The organism is Sphingomonas corticis (genome assembly GCF_012035195.1).
In the GTDB taxonomy this organism is placed as follows: domain Bacteria; phylum Pseudomonadota; class Alphaproteobacteria; order Sphingomonadales; family Sphingomonadaceae; genus Sphingomonas; species Sphingomonas corticis.
Genome location: NZ_JAAVJH010000004.1, coordinates 180179 through 195984 on the forward strand (window position 1 = coordinate 180179; position 15806 = coordinate 195984).

General features: G+C 72.3%; 13 protein-coding genes. All 13 read left to right on the forward strand.

Features of this window, described 5'->3' with window-relative positions; translation table 11 throughout:
- Nucleotide 1 precedes the first annotated feature (1 nt).
- Nucleotides 2-154, forward strand: coding sequence for a hypothetical protein (locus HBH26_RS20660; RefSeq protein ID WP_239024649.1), 153 nt, complete (start codon nt 2-4; stop codon nt 152-154).
- 11 nt (nt 155-165) lie between these two features.
- Nucleotides 166-972: a ferredoxin--NADP reductase gene (locus tag HBH26_RS08125; protein WP_338057305.1), complete on the forward strand. Its 807-nt coding sequence runs from the start codon at nt 166-168 to the stop codon at nt 970-972.
- Between the two features lie 50 nt (nt 973-1022).
- The gene (locus HBH26_RS08130) at nt 1023-1604 is read left to right on the forward strand and encodes an ANTAR domain-containing protein (RefSeq protein ID WP_168134090.1); all 582 of its coding nucleotides are present in this window, start codon (nt 1023-1025) and stop codon (nt 1602-1604) included.
- Nucleotides 1601-2812 (forward strand): ABC transporter substrate-binding protein, encoded by a 1212-nt coding sequence (locus HBH26_RS08135; protein WP_168134091.1) that lies wholly within the window; start codon nt 1601-1603, stop codon nt 2810-2812. The genes HBH26_RS08130 and HBH26_RS08135 overlap by 4 nt, the downstream gene beginning before the upstream one ends.
- Nucleotides 2813-3072: 260 nt before the next feature.
- A complete protein-coding gene (locus tag HBH26_RS08140) occupies nt 3073-4311 on the forward strand; it encodes a nitrate/nitrite transporter (protein ID WP_168134092.1) in 1239 nt (412 codons plus the stop codon).
- Nucleotides 4312-4316: 5 nt separating this feature from the next.
- Nucleotides 4317-5513: an alginate export family protein gene (locus HBH26_RS08145; RefSeq protein ID WP_168134093.1), complete on the forward strand. Its 1197-nt coding sequence runs from the start codon at nt 4317-4319 to the stop codon at nt 5511-5513.
- Nucleotides 5513-7993, forward strand: coding sequence for a nitrite reductase large subunit NirB (nirB, locus tag HBH26_RS08150; protein ID WP_168134094.1), 2481 nt, complete (start codon nt 5513-5515; stop codon nt 7991-7993). The genes HBH26_RS08145 and nirB overlap by 1 nt, the downstream gene beginning before the upstream one ends.
- Nucleotides 7990-8328, forward strand: a complete 339-nt coding sequence (nirD, locus tag HBH26_RS08155; protein WP_168134095.1) for a nitrite reductase small subunit NirD — start codon at nt 7990-7992, stop codon at nt 8326-8328. Before nirB ends, nirD begins: the two co-directional genes overlap by 4 nt.
- A gap of 28 nt (nt 8329-8356) precedes the next feature.
- Nucleotides 8357-10942, forward strand: a complete 2586-nt coding sequence (locus HBH26_RS08160; protein ID WP_168134096.1) for a nitrate reductase — start codon at nt 8357-8359, stop codon at nt 10940-10942.
- Nucleotides 10932-11732: a uroporphyrinogen-III C-methyltransferase gene (gene cobA, locus HBH26_RS08165; protein WP_168134097.1), complete on the forward strand. Its 801-nt coding sequence runs from the start codon at nt 10932-10934 to the stop codon at nt 11730-11732. The genes HBH26_RS08160 and cobA overlap by 11 nt, the downstream gene beginning before the upstream one ends.
- A gap of 376 nt (nt 11733-12108) precedes the next feature.
- Nucleotides 12109-13536: an aldehyde dehydrogenase family protein gene (locus tag HBH26_RS08170; protein ID WP_168134098.1), complete on the forward strand. Its 1428-nt coding sequence runs from the start codon at nt 12109-12111 to the stop codon at nt 13534-13536.
- Between the two features lie 54 nt (nt 13537-13590).
- Nucleotides 13591-15423, forward strand: coding sequence for a DUF885 domain-containing protein (locus tag HBH26_RS08175; protein ID WP_168134099.1), 1833 nt, complete (start codon nt 13591-13593; stop codon nt 15421-15423).
- Nucleotide 15424: 1 nt separating this feature from the next.
- A complete protein-coding gene (locus HBH26_RS08180; RefSeq protein WP_168134100.1) occupies nt 15425-15802 on the forward strand; it encodes a hypothetical protein in 378 nt (125 codons plus the stop codon).
- Nucleotides 15803-15806: the final 4 nt, after the last annotated feature.

The following is a 15806-nucleotide window of genomic DNA, read 5'->3' on the forward strand; positions in this document are numbered from 1 at the left end:
GATGACGATCTACACATATCTCGACACTCGATGCTCGACGCTTGCCGATCGCCAGCTCGCGCTGCCGGGCGCGATGCGCGGCTGGGTGGCGGCGGCGGCGGGCGATGTCGCGATGCATCTGGCCTGCGGCGTGGACGTGGAGCGCGACCGGTGAACAAGCACGCGATCCTCCCTTCACTGGTGGCCGACCACCCCGGCTTCCACACCGCCACCGTCAAGTGGGTGCGTCACTGGAACGATCGCCTGTTCAGCTTCGCCGTGCATCGCCCCGCCAGCTTCCGCTTCCGCTCCGGCGAGTTCGTGATGATCGGCCTGCCCGGCGCGGTTGGCGGAAAGCCGGTGATGCGCGCCTACTCGATCGCGAGCCCCGCCTATGCCGACGAGCTGGAATTCCTGTCGATCAAGGTGCCCGGCGGCCCGCTGACGCAGCGGTTGCAGGCGATTCGCGTGGACGACCAGCTGTATCTCGGCCGCAAGCCCACGGGCACGCTGGTGTGCGACGCGCTGCTCGGCGGGCGGCGGCTGTGGCTGCTCGGAACGGGCACCGGACTCGCCCCGTTCCTCAGCCTGGTTCGCGACGCGGAAGTGTACGAGCGGTTCAGCCAAGTCGTGCTGGTCCACGGCGTGCGTCGGGTGAGCGACCTCGCCTGGCGCGAAGAGCTGACCGCGCAGCTGGCGGGCGATCCGCTGGTGGGCGACCAGGCGCTGCTGCAATTCCACTATCTGCCGGCGGTGACGCGCGAGCCGTTCCACACCGCCGGGCGCCTCACCGATCTGATTGCCGACGGTCGGCTGTTCGGCCCGCCCGTCGCTGGGCCGCGCGGGTTCGACGCGGAGCTCGACCGGGTCATGCTGTGCGGATCGATGGCGATGATGCGCGACGTGGTGCCGCTGCTGGAAGCCGCGGGGCTGGACGAGGGATCGAACGCGGCACCGGGCCGCTACGTGATCGAACGCGCCTTCGTCGGCTGATCGCGGACGCGGGCTGGCTTCCGGCCGATGCGGTCGTTATCCGCACCGCGGTGAGGATCGCGATCATCGATACCAGCACCACGCGTGCCGCCATCATTTCCGACGGGCTGCGCGAGGCTGGCCTCGCCGACCTGGTGGTGATCGACCCGGCGGGCCCGCTGGTGGCGCAGATCGAGGCGTGCGCCCCGCACGTGGTGCTCATCAACCTGGAGAATCCCAGCCGCGACCTGCTGGAGGATTTCTTCGCCATGTCGCGCGCGCTGGCGCGGCCGATTGCCATGTTCGTCGATCAGTCGGACGCGGAGGCGACGATGGCGGCGGTCGACGCGGGTGTCTCCGCCTATGTCGTCGACGGACTGGCGAAGCAGCGGATCAAGCCGGTGCTGGACCTCGCCGTGCGGCGCTTCCAGGCGTTCTCGCGGTTGCAGGAGGAACTGGCGCAGGCGAAATCGGCGCTGGCGGACCGGCAGACGATCGATCGCGCCAAGGCGATCCTGATGAAGCGGCGCGGGCTGGACGAACCCGCCGCCTACGCGCTGCTGCGCAGCCACGCGATGACGTCGAACCGCCGCATCGCGGAGGTGGCGGACGCCATCGTCACCAGCGACGCGCTGATGGGGAACCTGCCGTGAACGACCGCCTGTTCCGCATCGGGTTCCTGCCGCTGGTCGATGCCGCGCTGCCGATCCTGGCGCGGGAGATGGGGTTCGCCGAGGCGCAGGGGATCGAGATCGCGTTGGTCCGCGACGTCACCTGGGCGACGGTGCGCGATCGCCTGCTTTACGGCCATACCGACGCCGCGCACCTGGTCGCGCCGCTGGCAATCGCGACGACGCTGGGGCGGGACCGTGCCGCGGTGCCGATGGCGGTGCCGTTCGTGCTGGGGCTGAACGGCAATGCCGTCACCTTCTCGACCGCGCTGGGCGAGGCGTGCGGGCTGGGCGACCGGCTGGGCGATCCCGCCGCGATCGGCGCCGCGCTGCGGCGCGTCGCGACGGAGCGGCGGGCGCAGGGGCGGCGGCTGCGCTTCGGCGTGGTGCATCGTCATTCCAGCCACAATTACATGCTCCGCTACTGGCTGGCGGCGGTGGGGATCCGGCCCGACGAGGACGTGGAGATCGTCGTCACCAGTCCGCCCTTCGCCGCCGACGCGCTGGCGGCGGGGGAAGTGGACGGCATCTGCGTCGGCGAGCCGTGGAACGCGGTGGCGGTGGACCGCGGCGTCGGGCGCATCGCGCTCGCCACCGCGCAGATCTGGCGCCGGGGCGTGGAGAAGGTGCTGGCGATGCGCGCGCAGACCGCCGACGCCCGCGGCGACGCGACGCTGCGGCTGATCCGCGCGCTGCACGCCGCCGCGGCGCAGTTCGTGCAGCCGGATACGGTGGAGCGGTGCGCCGCGATTCTGGCCCGTCCTGCCTATCTCGACGCGCCCGCGGAGACGATCCTGCGCGCGATCACCGATCGCATCCGGCTGGTGCCCGGCGGCGAGCCGGTGACGTACGCCGATTTCATGTTCCAGTATCGCGAGGCGGCGAACTTCCCGTGGCGCAGCCAGGCGGCGTGGCTCTACTCGCAGATGGTGCGGTGGGAAGGCCGCGCCGTCGACCCGGCGGAGGCGGCGGCCGCGACGGGCACCTTCCGCCCCGACCTCTATCGCGCCGCGCTGGCGGGATCGGGCGCGCCGCTGCCCGGGGCGAGTTCCAAGCTGGAAGGCGCGCTGAGCGGGCCGACCGGGGCGGGGTCGACGCAGGGACGGCTGGTGCTGGGCAGCGACCGCTTCTTCGACGGCCGCTCGTTCGATCCCGACGATATCGCCGGCTACCTGGCCGCGCTGCCGTAGGCGCGCGCGATGCAGCTTTCGCATGCTGCGATTGCGAAAAACACACTTGCGCATCCGCGGCGACTGACGCAGCTTCACCCACGTCCGGCGACGATGCCGGGCACGAGATAGCAGCGGAATCGCCTCCAGCGCCGGGGGCGGCATCGCTGACGGATCGGGCAAGGCGCCCGGTTCGACACGGCAACGAAGCCGCCGGGACGCACCCCTTGAAGGGTCGCCGTCCCGGCGGCTTTTTCTTTGGCTTCGGCCCGGGGGCAGCGATGGCGACGGCGTATTGGAAGGACGCGGAACAGGCGACGAAGGGGAGCTTCTGGTCGAGCGGGCACACGCCCACGCTGATCGCGGCGTTCCTGTATTTCGACCTGGCGTTCATGGTGTGGGTGATCCTGGGCCCGCTGGCACCGGAGATCGCCAAGACGCTGGCGCTGACGCCCGCGCAGAAGGGGCTGATGGTGGCGCTGCCGACGCTGGCTGGCGCGGGGCTGCGCGTCGTCAACGGCCTGCTGGTCGATCGTATCGGGCCGAAGCGGTCGGGCGCGATCAGTCAGCTGATCGTGATCGCCGGGCTGTTCCTTGCCTGGGCGATGGGCGTCACCAGCTTCGCCGGCACGCTGGCGCTGGGCCTGGTGCTCGGCTTCGCCGGCGCCAGCTTCGCGATAGCGCTGCCGCTCGCCAGCCGCTGGTATCCGCCCGAGCACCAGGGCAAGGCGATGGGACTCGCCGGGATGGGCAATTCGGGCACCGTCCTCGCCGCGCTGTTCGCCCCCGCGCTGGCGAGGATGTTCGGATGGAACGCGGTTCTGGGGCTCGCCTGCATCCCGTTGGCGGTCGTGTTCGTCGTCTACATGGCGCTGGCGAAGGACCCGCCCGGCGCACCGGCGCCCAAGCGCCTGGCGGCATACCTCTCCCCGCTGAAGCAGGCGGACGCGTGGTGGCTGATGGGCTTCTACGCGGTCACCTTCGGCGGCTTCGTCGGCCTCGCCGCCAGCCTGCCGATCTACTTCACCGATCGCTTCGCGCTGTCGACGGTGGAGGCGGGCTACGCCACCGCGGCCTGCGTGTTCGCGGGATCGCTGGTGCGGCCGATGGGCGGCGCGCTGGCGGACCGGATCGGCGGCGCGAGCGCCTTGACGATGGTGTTCGCCGCCGCCGCGGCGGCGCTGGCCGGGGTTGCCATGGCGGACAGCGTGGTCGCGGCGCTCGCCTGCTTCGTCCTCGCCATGCTGGCGCTGGGCACCGGCAACGGCGCGGTGTTCCAGCTGGTGCCGCAGCGCTTTGCCGCGGAGATCGGCGTCATGACTGGGCTAGTCGGCATGGCGGGGGGCGTGGGCGGCTTCTATCTCGCCTCCTCGCTCGGCCTCGCCAAGCAGTGGACCGGCAGCTTCGCGCCCGGTTTCCTGATCTTCGCCGCGCTGGCGCTGGTGGCGCTCGCGGGCCTGGCGCTAGTCAAGCGTGGATGGCGCGCACGCTGGGGTGCCGCCGACGGGGTCCGGATCTGATCATCATGCGCACGACGCTCGCCTTCCTCTCCTGCCTTCTCGCCACACCCGCCGCGGCGCAGACGCTCGCCCCGCTGGTCGACGTCCGCCTGCGCCACGAACATGCGCGGCAGGCCGGGCTCGCCGATCCCACCTCGGATGCGGTGACGGCGCGGGTGCGGGCGGGCGTGCAGGCGACGCAGGGACGCTGGTCCGCGCTGGCGGAGGCGCAGGGCAATCTCGCGATCGTCGCAGACTATTACGAGGGGCTGCACGGCGCCGCGGTGCGCCCGCTGATCGCCGACCCGCAATCGATCGGCCTCTACCGCGCGCAGCTGCAATATCGCGCGCCGGGACTGACCGTGACGGCGGGGCGGCAGCGCATCGCGCTGGACGACGAGCGCTTCGTCGGCACCGCCGCGATCCGCAACAACGGGCAGACCTTCGACGCGGTGCGCGCCGAGCTGTCGCCGGCGGCGGGCGTGAAGGCGGACGTCACCTACGCCTGGAACGTGCGCACGGTGTGGGGGATCGATGGCACCGGCGTCCGGCAGGGGGCGATCGGCGGTGACAACGTGCTGGCGAACCTCTCCGTCGCCTCGCCCCTCGGCACGCTGACCGGCTTCGCCTATCTGATCGACCAGGACGTGGCGGCGGTGCAGGGCTATCGCCTGTCCTCGCAGACCTATGGCGTGCGGCTGGCGGGATCGCGCCGGATCGGTCGCGCCGCGGTGGCGTGGCAGGCGAGCCACGCGCGCCAGTCCGACTGGCACCGCAATCCCAACGACTATCGCGCCGCTTACTGGCTGGCGGACATGGCCGTCGACCTCGCCGGGCCGCGCGTGGGCGGCGGTTACGAGGTGTTGGGCGCCGACGACGGCCGTACGCTCACCAGCTTCCAGACCCCGCTCGCCGCCGTCTTCAAGTTCAACGGCTGGGCGGAGAAGTTCACGCCCAAGCCCGCCGATGGCCTGCGCGACCTCTACGCCAGCGCCGGGTGGGCCTGGAAACAGGTGGGCGCGTGGAAGGCCGTCAGCGTGCAGGCGATCTGGCACCGGTTCGAGAGCGACCGGCTGGTGCGCCACTACGGCGACGAGATCGACCTGCTGGCCAGCGCGCGGCTGGGCCGCACCACCGCCAGCGTCCGCTTTGCCGATTACGCCGCGGACAATCTCGCCACCGACACCCGCAAGCTTTGGCTCCAACTGGACTGGACCCTTTGATGAAGCACGAACCCGTCCGCGCGTCCGAGGGGGACACGCGAGAGCATTTGATCGTCGTGGGCAACGGCATGGCCGGATGCCGCGCGGTGGAGGAACTGCTGGCGCGCGACCCCGCGCGCTACCGCGTCACCATCTTCGGTGCCGAGCCGCTGGTGAACTACAACCGCATCATGCTGTCGCCGGTGCTGGCGGGCGAGAAGACGTTCGACGACATCATCATCAACGGCGCGGACTGGTACGACGACAACGGCATCGCGCTGGTCAGCGGCGACCCGGTGGTCGCGATCGACCGGGCCGCGCGCACCGTCACCGCACGCAGCGGCGTCACCATGGCCTATGACCGCCTGCTGATCGCGACGGGCAGCGACCCCTTCATCATCCCGGTGCCGGGACGGGACCTGCCCGGCGTCATCGGCTTCCGCGACATGAAGGACGTGGAGCATATGCTGGCCGCGGCGGAACGGGGTGGCAGCGCGGTGGTGATCGGCGGCGGGCTGCTGGGGCTGGAGGCCGCGCACGGCCTCAGCCTGCGCGGCATGACGGTGACGGTGCTGCACATCATGCCGACGCTGATGGAGCGCCAGCTGGACGAGGCCGCCGGCTGGCTGCTCAAGACCGCGCTGGAGGCCCGCGGACAGACGATCCTGACCGGCGCCGATACTGCCGCGATCGTGGGCGACGGCAGGGTGGAGGCGGTGCGGCTGAAGGACGGGACCGAGATCCCGGCCGACCTGGTCGTGATGGCGGTCGGAATCCGTCCGTCAGTGGCGCTGGCGCGCGAGGCCGGGCTGGACGTGGGGCGCGGGATCAGGGTGGACGACCATATGGTCACGTCCGACCCCGCGATCCTTTCCGTGGGCGAGTGCGTGGAGCATGACGGGCAGGTCTACGGCCTGGTCGCGCCGTTGTGGGACATGTGCCGGGCGCTGGCCGACGGGCTGGTCGGCACGCCCGGCGGCTATCGCCCCGCGCCCACGTCGACGAAGCTGAAGGTCGCCGGGCTGGACGTGTTCTCCGCCGGCGACTTCTCCGGCGGGGACGGCGCGGAGGACATCGTGCTGCGCGACGCCGCGCGCGGCATCTACAAGCGCGTGGTGGTGAGGGACGACCGCATCGTCGGCGCGGTGCTGTACGGCGACATCGCGGACGGCAACTGGTACTTCGACCTGCTGAAGAAGGGCGAGAGCGTCGCCGACATCAGGGACGCGCTGATCTTCGGCCAGGCGTTCGCCGCGGGGGGCGCCCCCGCGGACCCTAGGGCGGCCGTTGCGGCGCTTTCCGACGATGCGGAAATCTGCGGCTGCAACGGCGTCAGCAAGGGCGGGGTCCTCGCCTGCATCGACGGCGGCGCGCACAGCCTCGACGCCGTGCGATCGGGCTGCAAGGCGTCGGCGAGCTGCGGCTCGTGCACCGGCATCGTCGAGAGCCTCCTCGCCCTCCGCCTCGGCGGCGAGGTGGAAGCGGGGCCGAAGACGATGTGCCGATGCACCACCTTCGGCCACGACGACGTCCGCCGCGAGATCGTGGCGCAGGGGATGCGTTCCATTCCCGAGGTGATGCAGAGGCTGCACTGGTCCACGCCCGACGGCTGCTCCTCGTGCCGCCCTGCGCTCAACTATTACCTGCTCTGCGCCTTGCCGGGCGAGTATGCGGACGACCAGCAGAGCCGCTTCGTCAACGAGCGGCTTCACGCCAACATCCAGAAGGATGGCACCTATTCGGTCGTCCCGCGGATGTGGGGCGGCATCACCAGTCCGCGGGAGCTGCGCGCGATCGCCGACGTCGTGGAGAAGTACGACGCGCCGATGGTGAAGGTGACGGGCGGGCAGCGACTCGACATCTTCGGCATTCGCAAGGAGGACCTGCCCGCGGTGTGGCGCGACCTGAACGCCGCCGGGATGGTCAGCGGCCACGCCTATGGCAAGGCGCTGCGCACGGTGAAGACCTGCGTCGGCAGCGAGTGGTGCCGCTTCGGCACGCAGGATTCGACCGGGCTGGGCGTGAAGATCGAGCGCGCGACCTGGGGCAGCTGGATGCCGCACAAGTTCAAGATCGCGGTCAGCGGCTGTCCGCGCAACTGCGCGGAGGCGACGATCAAGGACTTCGGCATCGTCTGCGTCGATTCGGGCTACGAGCTCCATGTCGGCGGCAACGGCGGGATCAAGGTGCGCGCCACCGACCTCCTGTGCAAGGTGGCGACCGAGGCGGAGGCGATGGAGATGTGCGCCGCCTTCATCCAGCTTTATCGCGAGGAGGCGCGCTACCTGGAGCGGACGGCGCCGTGGATCGAGCGCGTCGGCCTCGCCTATGTCCAGTCGCGGCTGCTGCCCGACGACATCGCGCGCGCGGAGCTGGCGGCACGCTTCTTCTTCTCGCAACGCTTCTCGCAGGACGACCCCTGGGCGGCCCGCGCCGGCGGGGCGGAGCGCGAGCATCACGCGCCGATGGCGCGGTTCCGGCCGGTGGAGGTGGTGGCATGAACGGCGAGTGGCTGGATATCGGCTGGGTGGAGGAGATCCCGCTGCGCGGCAGCCGGACCGTGCAGGTGACGGGCGGCGACGACATCGCGCTGTTCCGCACCGGCGATGGCCAGGTGTTCGCGCTGCTCGACCGCTGCCCGCACAAGCACGGGCGGCTGTCGCAGGGCATCGTCCACGGCGGCGCGGTGGCGTGCCCGCTGCACAACTGGCGCATCTCGCTGGCGACCGGCGAGGCACTGGGCGAGGATCGCGGCTGCACGCCGACGGTGCCGGTGAAGGTGACGGGCGGCCGCGTGCTGATCTGCCGGGCGTCGACGCTGAGCGCGGCGGCGTGATGCGCTCCGTCGTCGGGGAGGATCGGCGATGATCCGCACCACCTGCGCCTATTGCGGCGTCGGTTGCGGGATCGTCGCCACGCCGACCGGCGAGCGGGCGGCAACGATCGCGGGCGATCGCGACCATCCCGCCAACCGCGGCGGATTGTGCTCCAAGGGGACGCACCTGGGCGAGACCATCGGCCTCGAGGGGCGGCTGCTCCACCCGATGATCGGGCGGAAGCGCGCGTCGTGGGACAAGGCGCTGGACCTCGTCGCCCACCGCTTCCGCGACGCGGTGGCGCAATACGGGCCGGACAGCGTCGCCTTCTACGTCTCCGGCCAGTTGCTGACCGAGGACTATTACGTCGTCAACAAGCTGATGAAGGGCTTCATCGGCTCGGCCAACATCGACACCAATTCGCGACTGTGCATGTCGAGCGCGGTGGCCGGACATATCCGCGCCTTCGGCGAGGACGTGGTGCCCGCGTCCTACGACGACCTCGACGCGGCGGACCTGATCGTGCTGGTCGGATCGAACACCGCGTGGTGCCACCCGATCGTGTACCAGCGCATCCGGGCGCGCTGCGATGCGGGGGCGAAGCTGGTCGTGATCGATCCGCGGCGCACGGAGACGGCGGAGGGGGCGGACCTGCACCTCGCCATCCGCCCCGGCAGCGACGTGGCGCTGATGAACGGGCTGCTCGCCTGGTGCCGCGCCGCGGGGGCGCTCGACACCGCGTTCCTCGACGACAGCGTGGCGGTGCCCGACGGGTTCTTCGCGGCACTGGAGGACGGCGGCGACCTGTGGTCCACCGCGCGCGCCTGCGACGTGCCGGCGGCGGACCTCCGGCGCTTCTACGAATGGTTCGCCGCCACCCCGCGGACGGTGACGATGTTCAGCCAGGGCATCAACCAGTCGCTCGCCGGCACCGATCAGGTCAACGCCATCCTGAACCTGCACCTCGCCACCGGGCGGATCGGCAAGCCGGGCGCCGCGCCCTTCTCGATCACCGGGCAGCCCAATGCGATGGGCGGCCGCGAGGTCGGAGGGCTGGCGACGACGCTGGCGGCGCACCGCGGCTTCGACGCAGCGGACCGCGCGGCGGTGCAGCGCTTCTGGTCGTCGCCCACGATCGCGTCGAAGCCGGGGCTGAAGGCGGTGGACCTGTTCCGCGCGGTGGGCGAGGGGCGGATCAAGGCGTTGTTCGTGATGGCGACCAACCCCGCGGTGTCGATGCCCGATGCGGCGCGGGTGCGCGAGGCGCTGGCGACCTGTCCCTTCGTCGTGGTGTCCGACGTGATGGCGGATACCGACACCGGCGCCTTCGCGCACGTCCGCCTGCCCGCCGCCGCCTGGGGCGAGAAGGACGGCACGGTCACCAATTCGGAGCGGACGGTCAGCCGCCAGCGCGCGTTCCTGCCGCTGCCGGGCGAGGCGAAGCCGGACTGGTGGATCGTGGCGCAGGTGGCGCGGCGGATGGGCTGGCGATCCGCCTTCGCCTACGATCGCCCGGCGGATATCTGGCGAGAGCACGTGCGACTGTCGAACTACGGCAATGACGGCCGCCGGCTGTTCGCGCTGCCGGGGCAAGGCGGCGGCGGCAACGCGGGGTACGACGATCTGGCGCCGTTCCGCTGGGGTGGGCGGCCGTTCGCCGACGGACGCTTCCCGACGCCGGACGGGCGCGCGCGGCTGGTGCCCGTCGCGCAGAAGCGGGCCGCGGCGGCGCTGCCCGCCTGGCCGATGACGCTGAACACCGGGCGCTATCGCGACCATTGGCACAGCATGACGCGCACCGGCCTGTCGCCGCGGCTGGCGCGGCACCGCGCCGAGCCGCTGGTGTCGATCCACCCGGCGGACGCGGCCCGGCTGGCGGTGGAGGACGGCGGGCTGGCGCGCGTATCGACCCCGGCGGGCGAGAGCGTCTATCGCGTCGCGGTGGACGAGGGGCAGCGGCCCGGCGAGCTGTTCGTGCCGATCCACTGGACCGATGCCAATGCGAGCGGCGGGCGCACCGGGCTGCTGCCGCGGCCGCTCGTCGATCCGGTGTCGGGCCAGCCTGGCTTCAAGGCGACACCCGCGGCGATCGCGCCGGTGGCGACCGGTTGGCGCGGCTTCGCGCTGTTCGCCGGCGAGCCGCCGCGCCGGCCCGACTGCCTGTGGTGGACCCGCGTCGCGGTGCCCGCGGGCAGCCTGCTGGAGCTGGCGGGGGAGGGGGACGGCGCCGTGCTGGATGCGCTGCTGCCGGCCGGGCGGCGGATCGAGGCGGCGGATCGCGCGCGCGGCACCCGGCGCGTGGCGGTGCTGGCGGACGGCCGGCTGCTCGCCGCCGTGTTCGTGACGCGAACGGGGGAGCTGCCCGCGCGCGACTGGCTGATCGCGCAGCTGGCGCAGGCGCAGGCCGCGCCCACCCTGCTGGCCGGGCGTGCGCCGGGGATCGCGGTGGAGCGCGGCGCGATCGTGTGCAGCTGCTTCGACCTCGGCCTGCGCACCATCGTCGCCGCGATCAGGACGCAGGGGCTGGCCGACGTCGCCGCAGTCGGCGCGGCGATCGGCGCGGGCACCAATTGCGGATCATGCCGCCCGGCGCTGGCGCGCCTGCTTCGCGAGGAGAACAGCCATGTCGCCTGACGATTTCCCCGCCGGCAGCGTGTGGCTGGTCGGCGCCGGGCCGGGCGATCCGGAGCTGCTGACGCGCAAGGCCGCGCGGCTGATCGCCGCGGCGGAGGTGGTGATCCACGACGCGCTGGTCGGCGCCGGCGTGCTCGCGCTGATCCCGGACGGGGCCGAGCGCATCGATGTCGGCAAGCGCGCGGGCCGCCATTCGAAGGACCAGCCCACGATCGACGCGCTGATCGTCGCGGCGGCGCGGGCCGGGCGGCGGGTGGTGCGGTTGAAGGGCGGTGATCCCGCGATCTTCGGCCGGACGGCGGAGGAGGTCGCGGCGTGCCGGGCGGCCCGCGTGCCCGTACGGATCTGCCCCGGCATCACCGCCGCCAGCGCCGCGGCGGCCAGCGCGGGCGCGTCGATGACGCTGCGCGATGCGGCGCGGCAGCTGACCTTCGTCACCGCGCACGCGCGTACCGGGGCGACGCTCGCCCTCGACTGGCGCGCGCTGGCGGCCCCGGGCACGACGCTCGCCGTCTACATGGGCCGGTCCGCCGCCGCGACGGTGATGCGTAACCTGATCGACGCCGGCCGCGCGCCAGAGACGCCGGTGTTGGTGGTCGTCAACGCCTCGCTGCCGCACGAGCGCGTGGTGCACGGGCGGCTGAGTGCCCTCGCCTTCCTGACGGAGACGATCGGCGAGCGCGATCCGACGCTGCTGCTGGTGGGCGAGGCGGTGGCGCCATACGGCGGCGACCTGGGCGACGACGCGGGCGGCGAGGCGACGGTATCTCGGCAAGTGGCGACGCGCTGACCGGCGGGCGGCGGCCGGCCGTGGCGACTTTCCGTCCCTGTGCCGCCGCCCTCCGCCGCGCCACCCTGCGTGCGCGACGACGGGGACCCCGCCGCCGTTGCGATGGATAGGGACGTGCGCGCAGCCATTTTTCCGGCGATCGGGGCTGGTGACGCCCAGGTGTTCGGATGCACGGGATCGAGGTGGCGATCGACCCGGCCGAGCGCTCGCTCTTCGACGACTGGGCGGGGTGCAGGACGCCTTCGACGCGCTGGCCGCCGGGTCGGCGAGAGTGGTTGTGCCTGAGCGGCGGACCGTAAGCGGACCGACGAATTCTGCCTATTGGCGGCGGATGGCGATCGGCTGCTATGATCCGATCGGAAAAGAGGAGGCGAGGATGGCGTTCGAGGGCGAGTACGCGATGCTGATCGGCGGCGAGCGGGTGCGCGGCGGCGCGACGCTGGACGTGGTGAACCCCGCGACCGAGCAGGTGATCGCGCAGGTGCCGGACTGCACCCGCGAGGAGCTGGATCGCGCGGTCGCGGCGGCGCGCGACGCCTTTCCCGCGTGGAGCGCGATGCCGATCGAGGAGCGGCGCCGGCTGTTGAACGCACTGGGCGATGCCGTGCTGGCTCACGTCGATCCGCTGAAGCGGCTGCTGACGAGCGAGCAGGGGAAGCCCCACGCGGAGGCGGAGGGCGAGGTGATCGGTGCCGGCTACTGGCTGAAGGGCGCGGCCAGCCTGGACCTGCCCGTGGTCGTCAACGAGGATTCGGCCGAGCGCTACAGCGAAACGCGGCGGGTGCCGCTGGGCGTGGTCGGCGCGATCGCGCCGTGGAACTTCCCGCTGGTGCTGGCCATGTTCAAGGTCGGCCCCGCGCTGCTGGCGGGCAACACGATGGTGCTCAAGCCCTCGCCCTTCACTCCGCTGTCCACGCTGCGCTTCGCCGAGTTGGCGGACGGCATCCTGCCGCCGGGCGTGCTGAACGTGGTGACCGGCGGCGACGCGCTGGGCCCGTGGATGACGAGCCATCCCGGCTTCGCGAAGATCAGCTTCACCGGCTCCACCGCCACCGGGCGGCGGGTGATGGAATCGGCCGCGCCGACGCTGAAGCGGGTGACGCTGGAGCTGGGCGGCAACGACGCCGCGATCGTGATGCCCGACGTCGACGTCACCGCGGTGGCCGAACAGCTGTTCTGGGCGGCCTTCCGCAACAACGGCCAGATCTGCATCGCGACCAAGCGCATGTACGTCCACCGCGACGTCTACGAACCGCTGAAGCAGGCGCTGGTCGCCTATGCGAAGACGGTCAAGGTGGGCGACGGGTCCGAACAGGGCACGCAGATCGGCCCGATCCAGAACAAGCCGCAGTACGACCGCGTGCTGGAGCTGATCCAGGACGCCAGGGACAAGGGCTACACCTTCCTCGTCGGCGGCGAGCGGGCGGACGTGCCCGGCTATTTCGTGCCCGTCACCATCATCGACAATCCGCCGGAGGACAGCCGCATCGTGCAGGAGGAGCAGTTCGGCCCCGTCCTGCCGCTGATCGCGTTCGACGATTTCGACGACGTGGTCGCGCGCGCCAATGCCACCGACTATGGCCTTGGCGGCTCGGTCTGGGGAGAGGACGAGGATGCGGCGTTCGCGCTGGCCCAGCGGATCGCGAGCGGGACGGTGTGGGTGAACGAGACACAGCACCTGTCGCCCGTCGCGGCGTTCGGCGGCATGAAGCAGTCGGGCGTCGGCGTGGAGGGCGGTGTGGACGGGCTGCTGGAATATACCGCCGCGCAGACGATCGTGCGGCGTCGCAAGGCGGCCGCCTGAACGATCGGCCGCCGGGCGTTTGACGCGGGCGCGGCGGGGCGTATCAGCGGCGGCATGACGCCGTTCGATCTGACCCGCCGCGACGCCCTCGCCAGCCTGACCCTGGCCGGAGCGGCCGCCGCTCTCCCCGCGGGCGCAGCTCCCGCGCCCGCCTCCGCCCCCACCTCAGCCTCCACGATGCTCGATGCGCTGGCGTGGCGGTTGCTCGAGCTCGACCCGCCCACCGCCACCCGGCTGGGCGTGGACACGGGCGCGCACGCGGACCTGCGCGCGCGGCTGGAGGATCGGTCCGAGGCGGGCGTGGCGCGGACGCGGGCGTTCCTGACGCGGTCGATCGCGGCGCTGGACCGCGTGCCGCGCGCCGGACTGGACGCCGCCACGACGACCAGCCTGGCGGTGACGCGCAGCGCGTTCGACACCGCGCGGGAGGGCATGGCGCTGCCCTATGGCGTGGCCACGATCGGCGGCTGGCGCAACACGCCCTACGCCGTCGTGCAGAACGTCGGCGCCTGGCTGGACGTGCCGCAGATGCTGGACGGGGACCAGCCGGTGGCGACCGCGGCCGATGCGCGCGCGTATCTCGCGAGGCTGCGCGCGACGCCGCGGCAGCTGGACGACGAGACCGCGCGGATCCGTGCCGCGCGCGGACGCGGGCTGGTGCCTCCCGCCTTCCTGCTGGACAAGACGATCGCCAGCATGGCGCGGACGATCCCGACCGCAGATCGCATCGACGGCCCGTTCGTCGGTCCGCTGGCGCGCAAGGGCGCGGCGCTCGGTGGCGACTGGCCGGCGCGGGCGGCGGCGGTCGCGCGGCGGGAGATCGTGCCCGCGCTGGAGCGGCAGCTGGCGGAGCTGAAGGCGCAGCGCGCGGTGGCGACTGCGGCGCCCGGCATGGGCGTGCGGCCCGACGGCGAGCGCTGGTACGCCTGGGGCCTGCGCGCGGGCACGACGACGCGGCGCACCCCCGCGGAGATCCACGCGCTCGGCCGCGCGCAACTGGTCGAGCTGCACGCGCGGATGGAGCCGATCCTGCGCGGCTTCGGCCTGACGCAGGGTAGCATCGCCGAGCGCGCCATCGCGCTGCAGAAGCGGCCCGAGATCGGCTTTCCTGACGGTGACGAGGGTCGGCGGCAGATCGTCGCCTACATGCAGGGGAAGATCGATGCGCTGCGCCCGCGCCTGCCGCGCGCGTTCCGCCGGCTGGTGAAGGGCAATCTCGAGATCAGGCGCATGCCGCTGGCGCAGGAGGCGGGCGCCCCCGCCGCCTATGGCGGGCCGGGGTCGCTCGACGGATCGGTGCCGGGCAAGGTGTGGGTGAACCTGGGCGATCCCTCCATCCACAACCGCGTGACCATTCCCGACCTGGTCTTCCACGAAGGCATTCCCGGCCACGTCTGGCAGGGCGAATATGCGCAGGAGATGCCGCTGATCCGCTCGATCCTGGCGTTCAATCCCTATTCGGAGGGCTGGGCGCTCTACGCCGAGCAGCTGGCGGACGAGCTGGGCATGTACGACGACGATCCGGCGGGGCGGCTGGGCTACCTGATGGGATTCTGCTGGCGCGCGGCGCGGCTGGTGATCGACACGGGGCTGCACGCCATGGGCTGGACGCGCGAGCGCGCGCTGGCGGAGTTCGTCGCGGCCACGGGGCTGCCGCTCTCCAACGCGGAGAGCGAGGTGGACCGCTACTGTTCCTGGCCGGGGCAGGCGTGCGGCTACAAGCTGGGGCAGATCGAGATCACCGCGCAGCGCGCGCGCGCCGAGCGGGAGCTGGGCAAGGCCTACGACCTGCGCGATTTCGACCAGGCCGTGCTGGAAGGCGGCAACGTGCCGCTCGACGTGCTGGCGGGCAACGTCGACCGCTACATCGCCGCGGCGCGGGGCTGAGATGGCGGATCGCAGCTGGGGCGTCGGCGCCGTGCCGACGCGGTTCGTCGAGGGCGAGACCGCCACCACCCGGCTTGATGCCCGTGCCGCCGCGCGACGGGCGTCCGCCACCGCGCGAGAAGAGGAACGCCGGGCGCGTCGCGACGCGGACAGGCAGCTGAGCGAGAGCGACCCGCATCGCGCCGCGGCGCAGCGCCGTCGGGGATCGGGCCGCAAGGACATCGTCCGCGTGCAGCGCGACACCAGCGGCTACGCCACCGTGGCGGACCATGATCGCCTGCGCGCGCTCGCGGCGCGCGGCGCCTCCGCCGAGGCGCTGGCGGCGGCGTTCGGCATGAGCACCGAACGGGTGGCCGAAATCGTGGCGGACGCGGACTGAGGCG